The 18,264-nt window shown below is 76.0% G+C and carries 10 protein-coding genes; 7 read left to right on the forward strand and 3 right to left on the reverse strand.

Annotation, left to right across the window (positions count from 1 at the left end):
* Positions 1-64: 64 nt before the first annotated feature.
* From BI06_RS02765 to BI06_RS02775, 3 genes are all read left to right on the forward strand, one after another.
* Entirely contained in the window at positions 65-7,288 is a 7,224-nt protein-coding gene (locus BI06_RS02765; protein WP_051740156.1) for a non-ribosomal peptide synthetase, read from the forward strand.
* 74 nt (positions 7,289-7,362) lie between these two features.
* The gene (locus BI06_RS02770) at positions 7,363-7,560 is read left to right on the forward strand and encodes an MbtH family protein (RefSeq protein WP_043464787.1); all 198 of its coding nucleotides are present in this window, start codon (positions 7,363-7,365) and stop codon (positions 7,558-7,560) included.
* A complete protein-coding gene (locus tag BI06_RS02775; protein ID WP_078879637.1) occupies positions 7,557-9,014 on the forward strand; it encodes a DHA2 family efflux MFS transporter permease subunit in 1,458 nt (485 codons plus the stop codon). Before BI06_RS02770 ends, BI06_RS02775 begins: the two co-directional genes overlap by 4 nt.
* A 77-nt stretch (positions 9,015-9,091) precedes the next feature.
* Here BI06_RS02775 and BI06_RS53120 read toward each other — a convergent pair whose 3' ends face one another.
* Positions 9,092-10,075 (reverse strand): GNAT family N-acetyltransferase, encoded by a 984-nt coding sequence (locus tag BI06_RS53120; protein WP_043464790.1) that lies wholly within the window; start codon positions 10,073-10,075, stop codon positions 9,092-9,094.
* Positions 10,076-10,565: 490 nt separating this feature from the next.
* Between BI06_RS53120 and BI06_RS02785 the strand changes: the two genes are divergently transcribed.
* Positions 10,566-11,063: a carbonic anhydrase gene (locus BI06_RS02785; protein ID WP_043464793.1), complete on the forward strand. Its 498-nt coding sequence runs from the start codon at positions 10,566-10,568 to the stop codon at positions 11,061-11,063.
* Between the two features lie 57 nt (positions 11,064-11,120).
* On the opposite strand, the gene fes is transcribed toward BI06_RS02785, so the two are convergent.
* Both fes and fhuB read right to left on the reverse strand, forming a co-directional pair.
* Positions 11,121-12,347, reverse strand: coding sequence for an enterochelin esterase (gene fes, locus BI06_RS02790; RefSeq protein WP_051740157.1), 1,227 nt, complete (start codon positions 12,345-12,347; stop codon positions 11,121-11,123).
* Positions 12,348-12,366: 19 nt separating this feature from the next.
* The gene (gene fhuB, locus BI06_RS02795; RefSeq protein ID WP_030391824.1) at positions 12,367-14,538 is read right to left on the reverse strand and encodes a Fe(3+)-hydroxamate ABC transporter permease FhuB; all 2,172 of its coding nucleotides are present in this window, start codon (positions 14,536-14,538) and stop codon (positions 12,367-12,369) included.
* A 164-nt stretch (positions 14,539-14,702) separates the two neighbouring features.
* Between fhuB and BI06_RS02800 the strand changes: the two genes are divergently transcribed.
* The 3 genes from BI06_RS02800 to BI06_RS02810 all read left to right on the forward strand — a co-directional run bounded on the left by BI06_RS02800 (position 14,703) and on the right by BI06_RS02810 (position 18,138).
* Positions 14,703-15,755 (forward strand): ABC transporter substrate-binding protein, encoded by a 1,053-nt coding sequence (locus BI06_RS02800; RefSeq protein WP_030391825.1) that lies wholly within the window; start codon positions 14,703-14,705, stop codon positions 15,753-15,755.
* Between the two features lie 174 nt (positions 15,756-15,929).
* Entirely contained in the window at positions 15,930-16,721 is a 792-nt protein-coding gene (locus tag BI06_RS02805) for an ABC transporter ATP-binding protein (RefSeq protein ID WP_043464796.1), read from the forward strand.
* 148 nt (positions 16,722-16,869) lie between these two features.
* Positions 16,870-18,138 carry a sorbosone dehydrogenase family protein gene (locus tag BI06_RS02810; protein ID WP_043464799.1) on the forward strand — a complete coding sequence of 423 codons (1,269 nt, stop codon included), beginning with the start codon at positions 16,870-16,872 and terminating at the stop codon, positions 18,136-18,138.
* Positions 18,139-18,264: the final 126 nt, after the last annotated feature.

Here is an 18,264-nt window from a genome sequence, read left to right on the forward strand (position 1 = left end):
GCTTAGGCTAACCTAACCAGGCAATTGGCGTGCCGTCCGCCGGACCCGAGGAGCTTTCAGAACCATGCGTCGCCACCAGGCCGCGTCCGACCCCGTCGCCGTCCCCGCCGCAGCCGACGTACCGCTGCTCGCCACCCAGGCGGCGATCTGGTACGCCCAGGCGCTCGACCCCGACAGCCCGGTCTACAACACCGGCGACGCCGTCGAGATCACCGGCCCGCTCGACGCCGGACTGTTCGAGAGCGCCCTGCGCCGCACCGTCGACGAGGCCGACGCGCTCTCCGCCGTCGTCGTCACCCCGGACTCCGCCGCCGCCGACGGACCCGACAGCGGCGAGGACACCGACCCGGCGCCCCGTCAGCGGCTCACCCCCGGCCGTCCCTGGACCCTGCACCACCTCGACCTGCGCGCCGAGGCCGACCCGGAGGCCGCCGCCGAAGCCTGGATGCGCGCCGACCTGGCCCGCCCCGTCGACCTCACCGAGGGCCCGCTCTTCACCCAGGCCCTGATCCGCCTCGCCGAGGACCGCCACTGGTGGTACCAGCGCGTCCACCACCTCGCCGTCGACGCCTACGCGCTCACCCTGCTCACCGGCCGGGTCGCCGAGCTCTACACCTCGCTCACGGCCGGCACCCGCCCCACCGACCGCACCTTCGCCACCCCCGCCGAGGTCGCCGCCGAGGAGGCCGCCTACCGCGCCGGCCCCGAGCACGCCGCCGACCGCGCCTACTGGCGCGACCGCCTGGCCGGAGCCGACGCCCCCGCCACCCTCCCCGGGGGCACCCACGCCGGCCCCGCCGGACTGCCCCGGCTGGCCACCTCCCTCCCCGCCGGCACCCTGCCCCGGCTGGAGGCCGCCGCCAAGGCCGCCCGCGCCACCTGGGCCGAACTCGTCGTCGCCGCCACCGCCGGCTACCTGCACCGCCTCGCCGGCACCGAGGACGTCGTGCTCGGCCTGCCGCTCGCCAACCGCCGCGGCCCCGCCGCCCTGCGCACCCCCGTCGCCACCGCCAACGTGCTGCCGCTGCGCCTCGCCGTCCACCCCCGCGACACCGCCGCCGAACTGCTGCGCCGGGTCGTGCTGGAGGTCCGCGACGTCCGCCGCCACCAGCGCTACCCGCTGGAGGACCTGCGCCGCGACCTCGGACTCACCGGCACCCGCCGCGCCCTGTTCGGACCGATGGTCAACATCAAGGCCTTCGAGCGCGACCTCGACCTCGCCGGCCTGCCCGGCACCGTCCGCAACCTCGCCGCCGGCCCCGTCGACGACCTCGCCCTCGCCGTCTCGCCCGGCCCCGACGGCGCCCTGCGGATCGGCCTGGAGGCCCACCCCGACCAGTACGGGGCCGACGCCCTCGCCGCCCACCGCGACGGCCTGCTGCGCTACCTCGACGGCCTCGCCACCCTGCTGCTCGACGCCCCGCACACCCCGATCGCCCGGATCGACCTGCTCGACCAGGACGCGCTGCGCCGCGCCACCGCCGGCCGCACCGAGCCGCCCGCCACCCGCACCGTGCCCGAACTGCTCGCCGGACAGGCAGCCCGCACCCCCGACGCGGTCGCCCTGCGCAGCGGCGGCACCACCCTCACCTTCGCCGAGCTCGACGCCGCCAGCAGCCGCCTCGCGCACCGCCTCACCGACCTCGGCGTCCGCGCCGGCACCCCCGTCGCCCTCGCCATGCCGCGCGGCGCCGACACCCTGGTCGCGATGTTCGCCGTGCTCAAGGCCGGCGGCGCCTGCCTCTCCCTGGACCTCCCCCCCCCCCGCCGGCGGACCGCCGACATCCTCGACGACACCCGCCCGGTGTGCGCCGTCGGCACCGCCGAGGCCCTCGCCGCGCTGCCCGGCGCCGCCCACCGCCCCGCCGTCGCCCTCGACGACCCCGCCGTCCGCGCCGAACTCGCCGCGCTGCCCGCCGGACCGCTGCCCGCCCCCGACCCGGCGCACACCGCCTACCTGCTGCACACCTCCGGCTCCACCGGCCGCCCCAAGGGCGTCGTGGTCACCCACGCCTCGCTCGCCAACCTCGCCGCCGGCCACGACGAGGACCACATCACCCCCGCCCTCGCCCGCACCGGCCGCCAGCGGCTGCGGATCGCCCACAGCGCCTCCTTCGCCTTCGACGCCTCCTGGGACCCGGTGCTGTGGATGCTCCACGGCCACGAGCTCCACCTGCTCGACGACGGGACCTACCGCGACCCGGCCGCCCTCGTCGGCCACGTCCGCGCCGAGCGGATCGACTACCTCGACGTCACCCCGTCCTACCTGGACGTGCTGATCGCCGAGGGCCTGCTCGCCGAGGACGCCCACCGCCCCGCCGTGGTCGCGGTCGGCGGCGAGGCCACCCCCGAGCCGCTCTGGCGCCGCCTCACCGCCGTCGACGGCCTGCGCCCCGTCAACCTCTACGGCCCCACCGAGACCACCGTCGACGCCTACACCTGGACCCCCGGTCCGGACGGCGCCCCGGTCGGCAAGGTCGTCCGCGGCTCGCGCGCCTACGTGCTCGACGGCTCGCTGCGCCCCGCCCCCGACGGCGCCGCCGGCGAGCTCTACGTGGCCGGCGCCTGCCTCGCCCTCGGCTACCTCGGCCGCCCCGACCTCACCGCCGAACGCTTCCTCGCCGACCCCTTCGGCCCGCCCGGCAGCCGGATGTACCGCACCGGCGACCTCGTTCGCCGCCGCCCCGAGGGAACGCTGGAGTTCCTCGGCCGCGCCGACGACCAGGTGAAGATCCGCGGCTTCCGGATCGAGCCCGGCGAGATCGCCGCCGTGCTCGGCGAACTCCCCGGCGTCGACCGGGCCGTGGTGATCGCCCGCACCGGCCCCAGCGGCAAGCGGCTGCTCGGCTACGCCGTGCCCGCCGCCGGCGCCGTGCTCGACCCGGCCGCGCTGCGCTCGGGCCTCGCCGCCCGGCTGCCCGAGCACATGGTGCCCGCCGCCGTGCTCGTGCTCGACGACCTGCCGCGCACCGGCAACGACAAGCTCGACCACCGCGCCCTGCCCGAGCCCGAGTCCGACGCGGCCGAGGCGGGCGCCGCGCCCGCCACCCCGCAGGAGGAGATCATCTGCGGGCTGTTCGCCGACCTCCTCGACCTGGCCGGACCGCTCTCCCGCGACGCCGGGTTCTTCGACCTCGGAGGCCACTCGCTGCTGGCCGGCCGCCTCGCCGCCCGGCTGCGCGAGGCCCTCGGCGTGGCCGTCGGCTTCGCCGACGTCTTCCGCCACCCCACCCCGGCCGCCCTCGCCGCCCTGCTGCGCGAGCGCTCCGCCCCCGAACCCCGCCCCGCCCTGGTTCCGGTCGAGCGCGCCGAGCGGCTGCCGCTCTCCCCGGCCCAGCGCGGCCTCTGGTTCCACTACCGGCTGGAGGGCCCCAGCCCCACCTACAACATCCCGCTCGCCCTCACCCTCACCGGCCCGCTGGACCGCGACGCCCTCGCGCTCGCCGTCGGCGACCTCGTCGCCCGCCACGAGACCCTGCGCACCGTCTACGGCGAGTCCGCCGACGGCGAGCCCTACCAGCGGATCCTGCCGCCCGCCCCGGTCGAACTCCACACCGGCACCGGCGAGATCACCGACGCCGTCCGCCACGCCTTCGACCTCGGCACCGAACCGCCGCTGCGGGCCAGCCTGTTCGCCCACCAGGACGGCACCCACACCCTCCTGCTGCTGCTCCACCACATCGCCGGCGACGGCGCCTCCACCACCCCGCTGGCCCGCGACCTGGCCGCCGCCCACACCGCCCGCCTCGCCGGGCGCGCCCCCGAACTGCCTCCGCTGACCGTGCAGTTCGCCGACCACGTGGACTGGCAGGCGAAGCTCCTCGGCACCGGAGAGGCGCCCAGCGCCCTCGCCGTCCGCCAGCTCGACCACTGGCGCAAGACCCTGGCCGGCCTGCCCGACCAGCTCGATCTGCCCACCGACCGCCCCCGGCCCGCCGTCGCCTCCCACCGGGGCGCCACCGTGCCGTTCCGCCTCGACGCCGACGCCCACACCGCGCTGGCCGCGCTCGCCCGCACCACCGGCACCAGCGTCTTCACCGCCGTCCAGGCCGGCCTGGCAGCACTGCTCACCCGGCACGGCTGCGGCACCGACATCCCCGTCGGCACCCCCGTCGCCGGCCGCGACTCCGACGAGACCGCCGCCCTGGTCGGCTACTTCGTCAACTCCGTCGTCCTGCGCACCGACACGTCCGGCGACCCGAGCTTCCGCGAACTGCTCGGCCGCACCCGCACCGCCGTCCTCGGCGCCCACGACCACGCCGACCTGCCCTTCGACCGCCTGGTCGAGGAGCTCAACCCGCGCCGCTCGCTCGCCCGGCACCCGCTGTTCCAGGTCATGCTGGCCTGGCAGTCCGTCCCCGACCGGGCCTTCGCGCTCGGCGGCGGCCTCACCGCCACCGTCGCCGCGATCCCCTCCGGCACCGCCAAGTTCGACCTCACCCTCAACGCGGGCGAACTGCGCGAGGGCGGCATAGCCGGCTTCCTGGAGTACCGCACCGACCTCTTCGACGAGGCCACCGTGCGCGCCCTCGCCGAGCGCCTGGCCCGGCTGCTCACCGCCGCCGCCACCGCGCCCGACACCACGATCGGACGGCTCCCGCTGATCGGCGCCGAGGAGCACCACCGCGCCCTGGTCGAGTGGAACGGCACCCCCGTCCGCTCGGAGCCCGGCGCCACCCTTCCCGAGCTGTTCGAGGCCGCCGCCCTCGCCGACCCGGAGGCCACCGCCGTCAGCTGCGACGGCGAGACCCTCGGCTACGCCGAACTCGCCGCCCGCGCCGACCGGCTGGCCCGGCTGCTGGCCGCCCGCGGCATCGGCCCCGGCACCATCGTCGCCCTCGCCCTGCCGCGCTCCCTCGACCTGGTCACCGCCCTGCTCGCGGTCGCCAAGTCCGGCGCCGCCTACCTGCCGCTCGACCCCGAGTACCCGGCCGACCGGCTCGCCTACATGCTCGCCGACGCCGCGCCCGCCGCGCTGCTCACCGACACCGCGACCGCGCCCCGGATGCCCGAGCACCGGGTGCCGCAGATCCTGGTCGACGGCGGCGAGGCGGACACCCACCCGGCCGTCCCGCTGGCCCAGCACGAGCGCACCCGGCCGCTCACCGCCGAGGACACCGCCTACGTCATCTACACCTCCGGCTCCACCGGCCGCCCCAAGGGCGTACCGGTCACCCACCACAACGTGGTCCGGCTGTTCTCCGCCACCGACCACTGGTTCGGCTTCGGCGCCGAGGACGTGTGGACGCTGTTCCACTCCTACGCCTTCGACTTCTCGGTCTGGGAGCTCTGGGGCGCCCTGCTCCACGGCGGCCGGCTCGTCGTCGTCCCGCACCTGGTCAGCCGCGACCCGGCGGCCTTCCTCGACCTGCTCGCCCGCGAGCGGGTGACCGTCCTCAACCAGACGCCGTCCGCCTTCTACCAGCTCAGCGCCGCCGACCGGGAACGGCCCGGCACCGAACTCGCCCTGCGCTACGTGGTGTTCGGCGGCGAGGCACTCGAACTCGGCCGCCTCGACGACTGGTACGAGCGGCACGCCGACGACGCGCCCACCCTGGTCAACATGTACGGCATCACCGAGACCACCGTGCACGTCTCCTACATCGCCCTGGACCGGGCGAGCGCCGCCGCCGGCAGCAGCAGCACCATCGGCGTCAACATCCCCGACCTGCGGATCTACGTGCTCGACCAGTACCTGCAGCCCGTCCCGCCCGGCGTCACCGGCGAGATGTACGTGGCCGGCGCCGGCCTGGCCCGGGGCTACCTCGGCCGCCCGGCGCTCAGCTCCGAGCGCTTCGTCGCCGACCCCTACGCCGAGCTCTTCGGCGAGCGCGGCACCCGGATGTACCGCTCCGGCGACCTCGCCCGCCGCCGGACCGACGGCGTCCTGGAGTACTTCGGCCGGGCCGACCAGCAGGTGAAGATCCGCGGCTTCCGGATCGAGCTCGGCGAGATCGAGGCCGTCCTGGCCGCCCACCCGGCGGTCGCCGACGCCGCCGTGATCGTCCGCGAGGACGTCCCCGGTGACAAGCGGCTGGTCGGCTACGCCGTCCTCGCGCCCGGCGCCGACCTGGTCACCGGCGAGGAACTGCGCACCCGCACCGCCGCCGACCTGCCCGTCCACATGGTGCCGTCCGCCGTCGTCCTGCTCGACCGGCTGCCGCTCACCGCCAACGGCAAGCTCGACCGGCGCGCCCTGCCCGCCCCCGACGCCCCCGCCGCCGGGGCCGGCCGCCCGCCCCGCAACCCGCGCGAACAGCAGCTCTGCGAACTGTTCGCCGAGGTCCTGGGAGTGCCGGCGGTCGGCGTCGAGGACGACTTCTTCGCCCTCGGCGGCCACTCCCTGCTGGTCGTCCGGCTCGCCGGGCGGATCCGGGCCGTGCTCGGCCTGGAGGTCGGCATCGGCACCCTGTTCCAGGCACCGACCGTCGCCGCGCTCGACACCGCGCTGTCCGCCGACACCCCCGGTGCCGACGCGCTCGACGTCCTGCTGCCGCTTCGGCCCGCCGCCCCCGGCCGCCGCAACCCGCTGTTCGCCGTCCACCCGGCCGGCGGCCTCAGCTGGTGCTACACCGGACTGATCCGCAACATCCCGGCGGACGTGCCGATCTACGGCCTCCAGGCCCAGGGCGTCGGCGCCGCCACCGCCGGCGAGCCGCTGCCCGCCACCATGGAGGACCTCGCCGCGCACTACGTCGACCGGCTCCGCGAGGTCCAGCCCGAGGGCCCCTACCGGCTGCTCGGCTGGTCCACCGGCGGCATCATCGCCCACGCCATGGCCGCCCGGCTGGAGGAACTCGGCTGCGTCGTCGAACTGCTGGCCGTCCTCGACGCCTACCCGGCCGAGGGCTTCCGCGACCTGCCGGTGCCGGACCAGGCCGAGGCCCTGGAGGCGCTGCTCACCATGGGCGGCTTCGGCCCCGAGGACCTCGACGGCCGCCCGCTGGAACTCGCCCACGTCACCGAGGTGCTGCGCCGCGAGGGCAGCCCGCTGGCCGGTCTCGACGACGCCACCGTCGAGGCGCTGAACCGGATCTACCTGCACGTCAACCAGCTGGTGCGCGAGTACGACCACCGCCGCCTCACCGGCGACGTGCTGTTCTTCCGCGCCGTCGTCGACACCATCGACGACACCCTGGTGCCCGAGCTGTGGACCCCGTACGTGGCCGGGCGGATCGACAACACCGATGTCGCCTGCTCGCACAAGGACATGACGCTGCCGGAGCCGATCGCGCACATCGCGGGCGTCGTCGCCGAGCACCTCACCGCCCTCGACGCCGGCCGCTGAACCCGGCGCCGTCCGAACCGACGGCCCGGTCCGAACCCGCAACCCGCTCCGAAAGCATCAGGAGAACCCACCCCATGAGTGACGCCCCCGCCAACCCCTTCGACGGCGACGGCGAGTTCCTCGCGCTCGTCAACGACCAGGGCCAGCACTCGCTCTGGCCGTACTTCGCCGCCGTCCCGGCCGGCTGGACCGTCGCCCACGGGCCGTGCGAGCGCGCCGCCGCGCTGGACTGGATCACCGCGCACTGGACCGAGCTGAGCCCGGCCCGATGACGGACACGGACGCCAAGCCCGCCCCCGGTCCCGGCACCCCCGCCGGGGCCGGGGGCGGCGCCCCGGCCCGCCCCCTGTTCGCGGGGCGCCTCGCCGTGGTGCTCGTGTACACGGCCGCGATGTGCATGAACGGCCTGGACTCGACGATCGTCAACCCGGCCCTGTTCACCATCGCCGGCGACTTCGGCCGCCCGGTCTCCGCCGCCAACGCGGTGGAGACCGCCTTCCTGGTCGGCCTCGCCGTCGGCCTCCCGGCGGCCGGCTGGCTCGGCGACCGGTTCGGGGTCCGGCGGGTCTTCCTCGGTTCGCTCGCGGTGTTCACCCTGGCCAGCGCCCTGTGCGCGGCCGCCCCCGGCCTCGGCGCGCTCACCGCCGCCCGGGCCGCCCAGGGCGTGGCCGGCGGCCTGCTCACCCCGGTCGGCATGACCCTGCTGTTCCGGGCCTTCGAGCCGCACGAGCGGGCCGGCCTCGGCAAGGTGCTGATCGTGCCGACCGCCCTGATGCCCGCGCTCGGCCCGCCGCTCGGCGGCTTCCTGACCGAGCACCTGTCCTGGCACTGGCTGTTCCTGGTCAATGTGCCGATCGGCGTGGCGGCCGTGCTGACCGGCGTGTTCGCCCTGCGCGACCAGGAGGAGCCGCCGGCCGGGCGCTTCGACACCACCGGCTTCCTGCTCGCCACCCCGGGCCTGGGCCTGCTCACCTACGCGCTCGGCTTCGGCCCCGCGCACGGCTGGACCTCCCCGGCGGTGGGCCTGTCCGGGGTCCTCGGCGCGGTGCTGCTCGTCCTCGCCGTCCGGCACCAGCTGCGGGCCGAGGAGCCGCTGGTGGACCTGCGGCTGCTCGCCGACCGGACCTTCGGCGCGGCGAGCTGGCTGGCCCTGCTGACCGCCGCCGGGCTGATGGGCGCGCTGTTCGCGTTCCCGCTGCTCCACCAGGCGGCGCTCGGCGCCTCGGCGCTGGACGCGGGCCTGAGCGTGTTCCCGGAGGCGATCGGCCTGATGGCCGCCTCCCAGGTGGTCGACCGGCTGCTGCCGAGGCTCGGCCCGCGCCGGCTCGCGCTGCCGGCCCTGCTGCTCGCGGCCCTGGTGCTGGCCGCCCTCGCCCTGCCGGGTGTGGGCGAGAACGCCTGGGCCGTCCGGGCCCTGATGTTCGGCGTCGGCCTGATCCTGGGCACCGCCGTGCTGACGGTGCAGATCGCGGGCTTCGCGGACGTGCCGGGGCCCGCGATGGGCCGGGCGATGGGTCTGTTCACCATCGTCCGCACGCTGGGCGGCGCGTTCGGCATCGCCGGCGCCGCGGCCCTGATCGGCGCGCTGGCCGAGGACGGCACGCACAGCGCCGAACCCGGGCCCTACCGGGTCGCGCTGCTGGCCACGGCGGGCGCGGTCGCGCTCGGCGCCCTGGTCGCGGCCCGGCTGCCGAAGGAGGCCCCGGGGCCGCCGCCGATGGACTGAGCACCTCGTGGCACTCGCAGGACGGCACCCCGCCCGGGGTGCCGTCCTGCGGCCGTTTCCGGCCGTTCGCGCCCGGTTCAGAGCTCCTTGACCAGCCGCCGGTGCCCGGCGCCCCACCGGTACCCGAGGGCGGCGTTCACCGCGACCATCGGCACGTTGCCGGCCTCGACCTCGGTGTGCGCGGTCCGCACCCCGTGCCCGAGCAGGTGCCGCGCCGCGTGCAGCTTGAGCGCCCGGGCGAGCCCGCGTCCGCGCCAGGCCCGCAGCACCGCCGTGTAGTGGACGTGGCAGGCCGTCGGGTCGTCCGTCCCGTGCACCACGGTGGCGCCGACGATCCGCCCGGTGCACTCGGCCGTGAACACCCAGTCGGGGCGGCCGCCGGGACCGGCCAGGACCTCGGCCCGCCAGCCGTCGAACTCCGGCAGGGCGTCGGCGAATCCGGGGTTGTCGCGGAGCGTCTCGCGGTAGAGGTGGTGGAGCTGCTGCTCGGGCTCGGGCGCGAGGGTGGTGGCGAGGGTGTCCAGGTACAGGCCGGGCGGCGGCTGCGGGGCGGGCAGGTGCGGGCCCAACGGGGCGCTCGCCGACCGGACATGGGCGTCCACCCGGTAGCCGCGGCCGAGCAGCAGCCCGGTCAGGTCGGCGGTCGGGTCCCGCCCCGCCGTCGCCGACCCGTCGTGCCCGTCCGGGAGTTCGCCGAGCAGCCGCCCGGCTCCGGCCTCGCGGCCCCAGCGCTCCAGCCCGTCGTAGAGCGGCAGCAGCCAGGCCGGGGCGCGCCCCGGGGCGCTGACGACGAGCGAGGCGAGGTCGCCGGGCGGCGTCCAGGGGGCGCGCCAGGCGGTGGCGTAGCCGAGCAGGTCCCCGGTGGGCCCGGGCTGGACCAGCCGGACCCGGCCGTGCCCGGTGAGCCGCCCCCGCCGGTCGGTGGCCAGCCGGTCCAGGTTGGGCAACGCCGCGTCCCGGCCGCGCAGTTCGGCGGCGGTGACGGGCGGCCCGGCCCCGTCGGCGGAGAGCAGCTCCGCCAGCGCGGGGTAGTCGGTGTCGGGCCGGAACGCGCGGATCACCCGCGGCCGCCGGACAGAATCGAGTGCGTCACATGTGACACGGTACTGGCCTCGACGGCGTCCCGTCCGGGGTTTCCCCGGCACACCGGGCGGCCGCCCGTCCCGGACAACGCGCGCGGTCACCCGAGGGGGTGGAGAATGCCGGATTCGCCCGGCGGGTGGGTGCGGTGGGCGGTACGGTGCCCGCATGACCGTGCTCGTCCGCCGTCGTCACATCGACTTCGGCCGCATCCACTCCACCGGCTGTCCGGTCACCTTCTGATCGATCGATCGATCCCCGGCCCGTCGGGCCGCGCCGCCGTACCGGACGGCGCCGCGCCGGACGGCCGTCGTTCTCCGCCGCCGCGTTCGGTCCGCCGCCTCCGGGCGGGCCGGTCCGCGCCCGCGCGGCGCCGTCCCGGGCGTACCGGCCGACCCCTGCGCACCGCCAGGCGTCCCCGCGTCCCCGGACGACCACGATCCGACCGCACCGAAGGGACGTCCGTCCGCCATGACCGACACCGCCACCGACCACTACCTGCGCAACAACTCCGACTACGCCGCGGCCTTCGAGGGTCCGCTGCCGCTCCCGCCGGCCCGGCGCACGGCCGTGCTGGCCTGCATGGACGCCAGGCTGAACGTCTACGGCGCGCTCGGCCTCAACGAGGGCGACTCGCATGTGATCCGCAACGCCGGCGGCGTCGCCACGGACGACGCCATCCGTTCGCTGGCGATCAGCCAACGACTGCTCGGGACCGAGGAGATCATCCTCGTCCACCACACCGACTGCGGGATGCTCACCTTCGGCGACGACGCCTTCCGCGAGGACATCCGGAAGGAGACCGGGGTCAAGCCGCCTTGGGCGGCGGAGGCGTTCTCCGACCTGGAGACCGACGTCCGGCAGTCGGCCGCGCGGATCCGGACCAGCCCCTTCATCCCGCACACCCGGTCCGTGCGCGGCTTCGTGTTCGACGTCGCGACCGGGGTCCTCGCGGAGGTCGAGCTCTGAGCGGGAGGGGTGGTGGGTGCGACTGCCGCACCCACCACCCCTCGGGAATCCGGGGTTTCAGCCGTGCTGCCCCAGTAGGTGGACCAGGCCGTCGGCGAGGCCACCGCGCCAGCAGGCGTAGTCGTGCCCCCCGTTGAACTCGCGGTAGGCGAGGTCGTAGCCCCGGTCGAGCAGCACGTCACGCAGGTTGCGGTTCTGCGGGAGCAGCAGCCACTCCTGGAGGCCGGCCTCCACCCAGAAGCGGGCGTCGCGCCGCTCGGCGGCGGCGAACCGGCGGGTCAGCCACTCGCTGCCGTCGTTGTGCTCGGTGGGGTCCGGCCACCAGAAGGAGCCGGACTGGGAGAGCGCGTTGCCGAACCGGGCCGGCCGGTGGAAGGCGGCGAAGGCTGCGGTGAGGCCGCCCGCGCTCTGGCCGGCGATCACGGTGCGGGCCGGGTCGGCGGTGGCCCGGTACTCGGCGCCGGCCCAGGGCAGCACCCGGTCGGCGAGCAGGTCGACGAAGTCCGGGTTGCAGCTGAGGTCGTCGGGCCGGGTCCGGGGCGGGGTGTGGACGAGCAGCGCGACGGTCGGCGGGATCAGCCCCTCGGCCGTCAGGTTGTCCAGGGTGTCGCCGACCGACAGCTGCTCGCCCCACACGTCGCCGTCCAGCAGGACCAGCACCGGGTAGGGGCCGCCGTCCGCGCGGTGCCCGGCGGGCAGGTGGACGTCGATCGTCCGCCCGGCCGCCTCGGCGCGCACGGTGCGCCCGCGCGGGACCTCCGGTCGGCGTTCGGCGTACGGCTGGGGGAGCGCCTCGGGCAGGGCGAGCACCGAGGAGGGGTGGCGTCCGTCGCGGCCGGGCAGCCGGGGTCCCCGGTCGAGCGGGTCGGGGCGGGCGTCGTCCAGGACCTTCAGCCAGTCCGCCCGATGGGTACCGGGGACGGTCCCGCGCACCGGGTACAGCTGGTAGGACGCCCGGTGGTCGGCGCGCAGCCGGTAGGTGCGCGACCAGCCGCCGGCCCGGCGCTCCATCAGGTGCGGGGTGAGGTCGCCGGCGTGCCGGTCCTTGTCGGTGACGGTGTGGACGAGCGCGAGCACGCCGTCGTACGGCGCCTCGCCCGGCTCGTCGCGCAGCACGAAGGTCACCTGCCGGTAGGCCGGGTCCTCGGGGTCGGGGTCGACCAGCGGGGCGCCCTCGGCGGCCACCCGGGCCCAGAACGCGTCGTCGGTGCCGGGCTGTCCGTGCTGCGCCGCGGTGCCGGGCTGCTCATTCGCTGTTGCCGGGCAGGGCTGTTCGTTCTGCACTGTGAGAACTCCTCGATGATCAGGCGGGGTTGCCCTTGCGGCCGAGCAACACCCAGAGCAGGAACGGGCCGCCGAGCACGGTGGTGACGATGCCGACCGGGATCTCGACGCCGGAGATCAGGACCCGGCCGAGGGTGTCGGCGAGCACGATCAGCACCGCGCCGACCAGGGCCGAGCCGAGCACCGGGACGCGGGACGGCCCGGCCAGCCGGCCGGCCACGACGGGGGCGGCCAGCGCGACGAAGCCGACCGGTCCGCAGATCCCGACGGCGAGTCCGGCGAGTGCCACCGCCAGCAGCAGGCAGGCGAGCCGGACCCGGCCGGGGTCGACGCCGAGCGAGGAGGCCACATTGTCGTCGAAGCGCAGCACCGCCAGCCGGCGGGCCACCACCAGCGCGACCGGCACCAGGACGGCGAGGCCGATCAGCACCGGGGTGGCGACCTCGTAGTCCCGGCCATTGAGGCTGCCGGAGGTCCAGACGTACAGCGAGGAGGCGGAGCTGAGCGAGCGCCGGGCCATCGCGACCTGGATGATCGCGGAGGCCAGCGCCGACATGGCGAGGCCGACCACGAGCACCCGGTAGCCGCGGGCGCCGAGGCCGCCGGAGACGGCGGTGACCACGGCGACGGCGACCAGCGCGCCGATCGGCCCGGCCCACCAGGCGCCGAACGCGCCGGTGGCGGTGACGGAGATCAGTACGGCGGCGGTGGCGCCGTCGTTGACGCCGAGCAGTTCGGGGGTGGCGAGCCGGTTGCGGGCCAGCGTCTGGGTGAGGCAGCCGGCCAGGCCGAGCGCGGCGCCGGCGGCCAGGCCGGCGACGATCCGGCCGAGCCGGAACTTCTGCACCAGCAGGACGTCGAGGCGGTCGCCGTAGCCGAAGACGGCCCGGAAGGTGGAGCCGAGGTCGAGTTCGCTCTGACCGGCGTGCGCGGACACCACCACGGCGGCGAGCAGCGCGGCGGCGAGGCCGAGCGCGGCCAGTGCCGAGCGCCGCGGGAGCAGGACGGACAGCGCGCCGCGCCGGATCACCACGTCCGGCCTGGGCGGCTTCTCCTCCGGGTGGCCGCTGCGGCCGGAGGACTCGGTGGGGGCGGTGTCGGTCAGTCCGAGCGCGGCGTTCTTCCTGGACCGCACGATGGCGATCAGCGTGGGCGCGCCGACCAGCGCGACGATGACCGACACGGGGGCCTCGAAGGGCCGGGCGACCACCCGGGCGAGCACGTCCGCCCCGGTCAGCACGGCGGCGCCGACGAGCCCGGCGAGCAGGGTGAGCCGGCCGACCCGGGGGCCGGCCGCGGCCCGCGCCAGGAAGCCGGCGAGCAGGCCGAGGAAGGAGATCGGCCCGGCCAGGGCGACGGCGGAGGCGGTGAGCAGGGTGACGGCGAGCGCGACGGCGGCGCGGGTGGCGCCGGGGCGGTGGCCGAGGCCGCGGGCGAGGTCGTCGCCGAGCGCGAGCGCGGACAGCGGCCGGGTGGTGAGCAGGGCGACCACGAAGCCGACCCCGAGCACCGGGGCGAGCTGGCCCAGGGTGGTCCAGCCCTCCACGCCGGCCAGCGAGCCGAGCACCCAGACCCGGTAGCGGTCGTACGCCTCAGGGGAGTTGACGATCAGTACACCGGTGAGGCCGCCGAAGGTGGCGCCGACGGCGGAGCCGCCGAGGACGAGCCGCATGGGGGAGCCGCCGCCCCGGCTGCCGGCGATCGCCAGCACGAGTCCGCTGGCCAGGACGGCGCCGCCGAAGGCGAAGGCGAGGTAGCCGTAAGAGGTCTGGACGCCGAGCACGGCGATGCCGAGGACGACGCCGAGCGAGGCGCCGGCGTTGACGCCGAGCAGGCCGGTCTCGGCGAGCGGATTGCGGGTGACGGCCTGGAGTTGGGCGCCCGCCACCCCGAGTGCGGCGCCGACCAGCAGCGCGGTCAGGGTGCGGGGGAGGCGCAGGTCGCCGACGACCAGGGCGAGGCGGCTGTCGGCGCGGGCGCCGTCGGTGTCGAGCAGGTAGTCCAGCACGCGGCCGGGGCCCACCTCGCCGGCGCCGACGGACAGCGAGAGCGCCGTCAGCGCGAGCAGTGCGGCGAGGATGCCGCCGAGGGTGATCCAGGCGGTGCGGCGGGACCGGTCGGCCGTCGGCGGTGCGGGGGCGGAGGGCTCCGCGCCGGCCGCTTCGACGGCACCCACTTGCGACAATGTCATAAGGTAAGGCTAACCTAATGCTCAGCGCGGTCGGACGGGTGTCCGAGTCGGGGGGCATCTGTCCGGATCATCCCGGTTCGCGTCACCGCACCACCGCTGCACCGTCGTATTCCGCACCGTCAGTCCGTACGGCCCGTACGTAACACCCTTGCCCGGAGGCATCCATGTCCACCCCCCAGAGCCCGCTGCACCTCGCCCGCCGTCGTGCGGTCCAGGCGGTGGCCGCCACCGGGGCGGCCACGCTCCTGCTCGTCGGCTGCGGCTCGTCGGGCTCCTCCGACAAGGCGTCCTCCGACAAGGGCTCCCCGTCCGCCGCCACGACCGCGGGCGCCTCGACCGCCGCGGGCAGCCCGGCCGCCCCGGCCGCCGGTGACAAGCGGACCGTCAAGGACGCCACCGGTACGGCCGTCGAGATCCCCGCCGAGCCCAAGCGCATCGTCACCCTCACCCAGGAGGACCTCGACGCGGTGCTCGCCCTCGGCCTCAAGCCGGCCGGCATCACCAACGGCCAGGGCCTCAACGAGCCGCCGGCGTACCTGAAGGACAAGGTCCAGGGCATCCCGGTGGTCGGCAACCTGCTCCAGCCCGTCATGGACAAGGTGATCGCCGCCAAGCCCGACCTCATCCTGGCCGGCGACATGCAGGACCAGCAGGTCCTCAAGCAGCTGCGCGAGATCACCCCCGCCACCCTGGTCACGATGGCCCCGACCGACGACTGGAAGCTCTCCTTCCGCGGCATCGGAAACGCCCTCAACAAGCTGGAGCAGGCCAACAAGGTCATCGCCGACTACGACGCCAAGGCCGTCAAGGCCGGCGGCGAGCTGGGCGCCAACAAGGGCGCGGCCGTCTCCATCGTCCGCTGGAACCCGACCGGCCCCAGCTGGATGGAGAAGAAGCAGTTCGCCAGCGGCGTCGCCCTCGACATGGGCCTGACCCGCCCGAAGGCCCAGGACAAGGACGGCAACGCGCACACCCCGGCGCTGAGCCTGGAGAAGATCAACGAGATCGACGGCGACTGGCTGTTCCTGTCCACCCTCACCGACGACGGCAAGGCCGCGCTGAAGGACGTCCAGTCCAAGCCCGCCTACCAGGAGCTCGGCGCCGTGAAGAACAACCACACCGTGACCGTGGACGGTTCGGTCTGGTCGACCCGCGGCGGCCCGCTCGCCGCGGACGTCGTGATCGGCGACATCGGCAAGGCGCTCGCCGCCAAGTGACCCGCCGACGGCGGGCGCCCTCCTCACCGGGCGCCCGCCGTTCGGTGTTTCCCCACCGCGGTCCCTTGCCCGCCGCGCCCCTTCCCCGCTGTCCCGGCATCTCTGCTGTCCCGGCATCTGTGCCGTCCCGCCATCGTTGCCATCCCGCCATATTGCGAAACCGAGGAATCCGCCATGGAGTTGACGGTCGAGGGCCTCACGGCCGGCTACGGCCCCGGACGCCCGGTGCTCGGCGGCGTCGACCTCACCGTGCCCGGCGGGCAGGTGGTGGCCGTCGTCGGCCCGAACGGCTGCGGCAAGTCCACCCTGCTGCGATCGATCGCCCGGCTGCACCGGCCCGACTCCGGCCGGGTGCTGGTCGGCGGCGAGGACATCTGGAAGCTGCGCCCCCGGCAGGCCGCGCACCGGGTCGCGCTGCTGCCGCAGAGCCCGCAGGCACCGGAGGCGGTCACCGTGGCCGGGCTGGTCCGCTACGGCCGCCACCCGCACCAGGGCCTGTTCCGGCAGTGGTCCGCCGACGACGAGCGGCTCACCGCCGAGGCCCTGCGGGCCACCGGTGTCGAGGAGTTCGCCGACCGCCGGCTCGACCGGCTCTCCGGCGGGCAGCGGCAGCGCTGCTGGCTCGCCATGGTGCTGGCCCAGGACGCGCCCGTGGTCCTGCTCGACGAGCCGACCAGCGCCCTCGACCTCGGCCACGCGGTCGAGGTGCTGGAGCTGGTGCGGGAGGTCGCGGCGGGCGGGCGCACCGTCGTCATGGTGCTGCACGACCTCGCGGCGGCCGCCCGCTACGCCGACCTGGTGGTGGCGATGCGCGGCGGCGAGATGATCGCCTGCGGTCCGCCGCGCGAGGTGGTGGACGCGCCGCTGGTGCGGGCGCTGTACGACGTCGACAGCGATGTGCTCGCGGCCCCCGGGGACGGCGCGCCGGTGATCGTCCCGCGTGCGGGGAGCCGGGCGGCGGCCTGACCGGTCCGGCCTTCCGGGGTCCTCCGAACGGACCTGGGGGCGCGGCGGGTTGCCGGGCGGGCGCCGGGCCCGGTGTGGTCTGCTGGACGGGCGTCCGCCGGACGTCCGGGCCGCCGCCGCGCCCGCGCCGCCTCCGGGAGGGTCACCGATGCCCCGCCGTACCGCCGCCCTGCTCGTCGCCATCGCCCTCGGCTCGGCCGCCGCGGCGGGCTGTTCCTCGGCCGCCGGTCCCGAGCCGGCCGGCGGGTCGTCCTCGGGGGCGGGTGCTGCGGCCTCCGTGCCCACCCCGGTGGTCTCCACGCCGGCGGTCTCCGCGTCGACGCCCCCTGCTCCGACGACCCCTGCTCCGACGCCCGTTGCTCCGACGGCCTCCGCCTCGACCGAGGCTCCCGCGCCCTCCTCTTCCTCCGCTCCCGCCCCCGCCTCGGTGTCCGTCCGGGGCACCGTCACCGACGGCCTCGAGTCCCCCTGGGGCCTGGCCGTCCTGCCCGGCGGAGACCTGCTGGTCTCCGAACGCGACAGCGCCCGGATCCTGCGCGTCTCCGCGAAGGGCGGCGGCAAGGCGGTGGCCGGTACCGTCCCGGGTGTCACCTCCGGCGGCGAGGGCGGCCTGCTCGGCCTCGCCCTCTCGCCGGACTTCGCCACCGACCACCAGGTGTACGCGTACTTCTCCACCGGCTCGGACAACCGGATCGTCCGGTTCGACCTCGACCCCTCCCGGCCCGCCGGTTCCCGACTCGGCGCCCCCACGCTCCTGTTCAGCGGTATCCCGCACGGGCCCCGGCACAACGGCGGGCGGATCGCGTTCGGCCCGGACGGCTTCCTCTACGCCGGTACCGGCGACGCCAACGACCGCTCGCTCGCCCAGGACCGCGACTCCCTCGGCGGCAAGATCCTCCGGCTGACCCGCGACGGCGACCCCGCGCCCGGCAACCCGTTCCCCGGCTCGCCGGTCTGGTCGCTCGGCCACCGCAACGTCCAGGGGCTGGCCTGGGACCCGCAGGGGCGGCTCTGGGCCTCGGAGTTCGGCCAGGACACCTGGGACGAGCTGAACCTGATCACCCCCGGCGGCAACTACGGCTGGCCCACCGTCGAGGGCGCCGCCGGGCGGGCGGGGTTCACCGACCCGATCGCCCAGTGGCACACCGCCGACGCCTCGCCGAGCGGCATCGCCTTCGCCCGCGGCGCGGTCTGGGTGGCCGCGCTGCGCGGCACCCGGCTCTGGCGGGTCCCGGTGGACGGCGACCGGGCGGCCGGCGCCCCGCAGGACTTCCTCAAGGGCGAGTACGGCCGGCTGCGCACCGTGGCGGCCGACGGGGACGGCACCCTGCTCCTCGTCACGGACAACACCGACGGCCGGGGCTCGCCGCGGCCGGGCGACGACCGGATTCTGCGACTGGACGTCAACGGCGGGTGACGGAGAGTCGTATCCGGCCACCCGTTCGAGCGGTTTGAACGCGGTTCGACCGGGGATCCGCCACTTCCTACCGTTCAGTACCCCTCCCTGCCCGCCGCGTTGTCAGTGTGTCCCGTTACGTTCCTC

It is taken from the genome of Kitasatospora sp. MBT66 (assembly GCF_000710405.2).
Classification (GTDB): domain Bacteria; phylum Actinomycetota; class Actinomycetes; order Streptomycetales; family Streptomycetaceae; genus Kitasatospora; species Kitasatospora purpeofusca.

Excerpts from the sequence above, each read along its gene's own strand:
- BI06_RS02765 (WP_051740156.1), top strand. The coding sequence starts at position 65 with ATGCGTCGCCACCAGGCCGCGTCCGACCCCGTCGCCGTCCCCGCCGCA.
- BI06_RS02770 (WP_043464787.1), top strand. The coding sequence starts at position 7,363 with ATGAGTGACGCCCCCGCCAACCCCTTCGACGGCGACGGCGAGTTCCTC.
- BI06_RS02775 (WP_078879637.1), top strand. The coding sequence starts at position 7,557 with ATGACGGACACGGACGCCAAGCCCGCCCCCGGTCCCGGCACCCCCGCC.
- BI06_RS02785 (WP_043464793.1), top strand. The coding sequence starts at position 10,566 with ATGACCGACACCGCCACCGACCACTACCTGCGCAACAACTCCGACTAC.
- fhuB (WP_030391824.1), bottom strand. The coding sequence starts at position 14,538 with ATGACATTGTCGCAAGTGGGTGCCGTCGAAGCGGCCGGCGCGGAGCCC.
- BI06_RS02800 (WP_030391825.1), top strand. The coding sequence starts at position 14,703 with ATGTCCACCCCCCAGAGCCCGCTGCACCTCGCCCGCCGTCGTGCGGTC.
- BI06_RS02805 (WP_043464796.1), top strand. The coding sequence starts at position 15,930 with ATGGAGTTGACGGTCGAGGGCCTCACGGCCGGCTACGGCCCCGGACGC.
- BI06_RS02810 (WP_043464799.1), top strand. The coding sequence starts at position 16,870 with ATGCCCCGCCGTACCGCCGCCCTGCTCGTCGCCATCGCCCTCGGCTCG.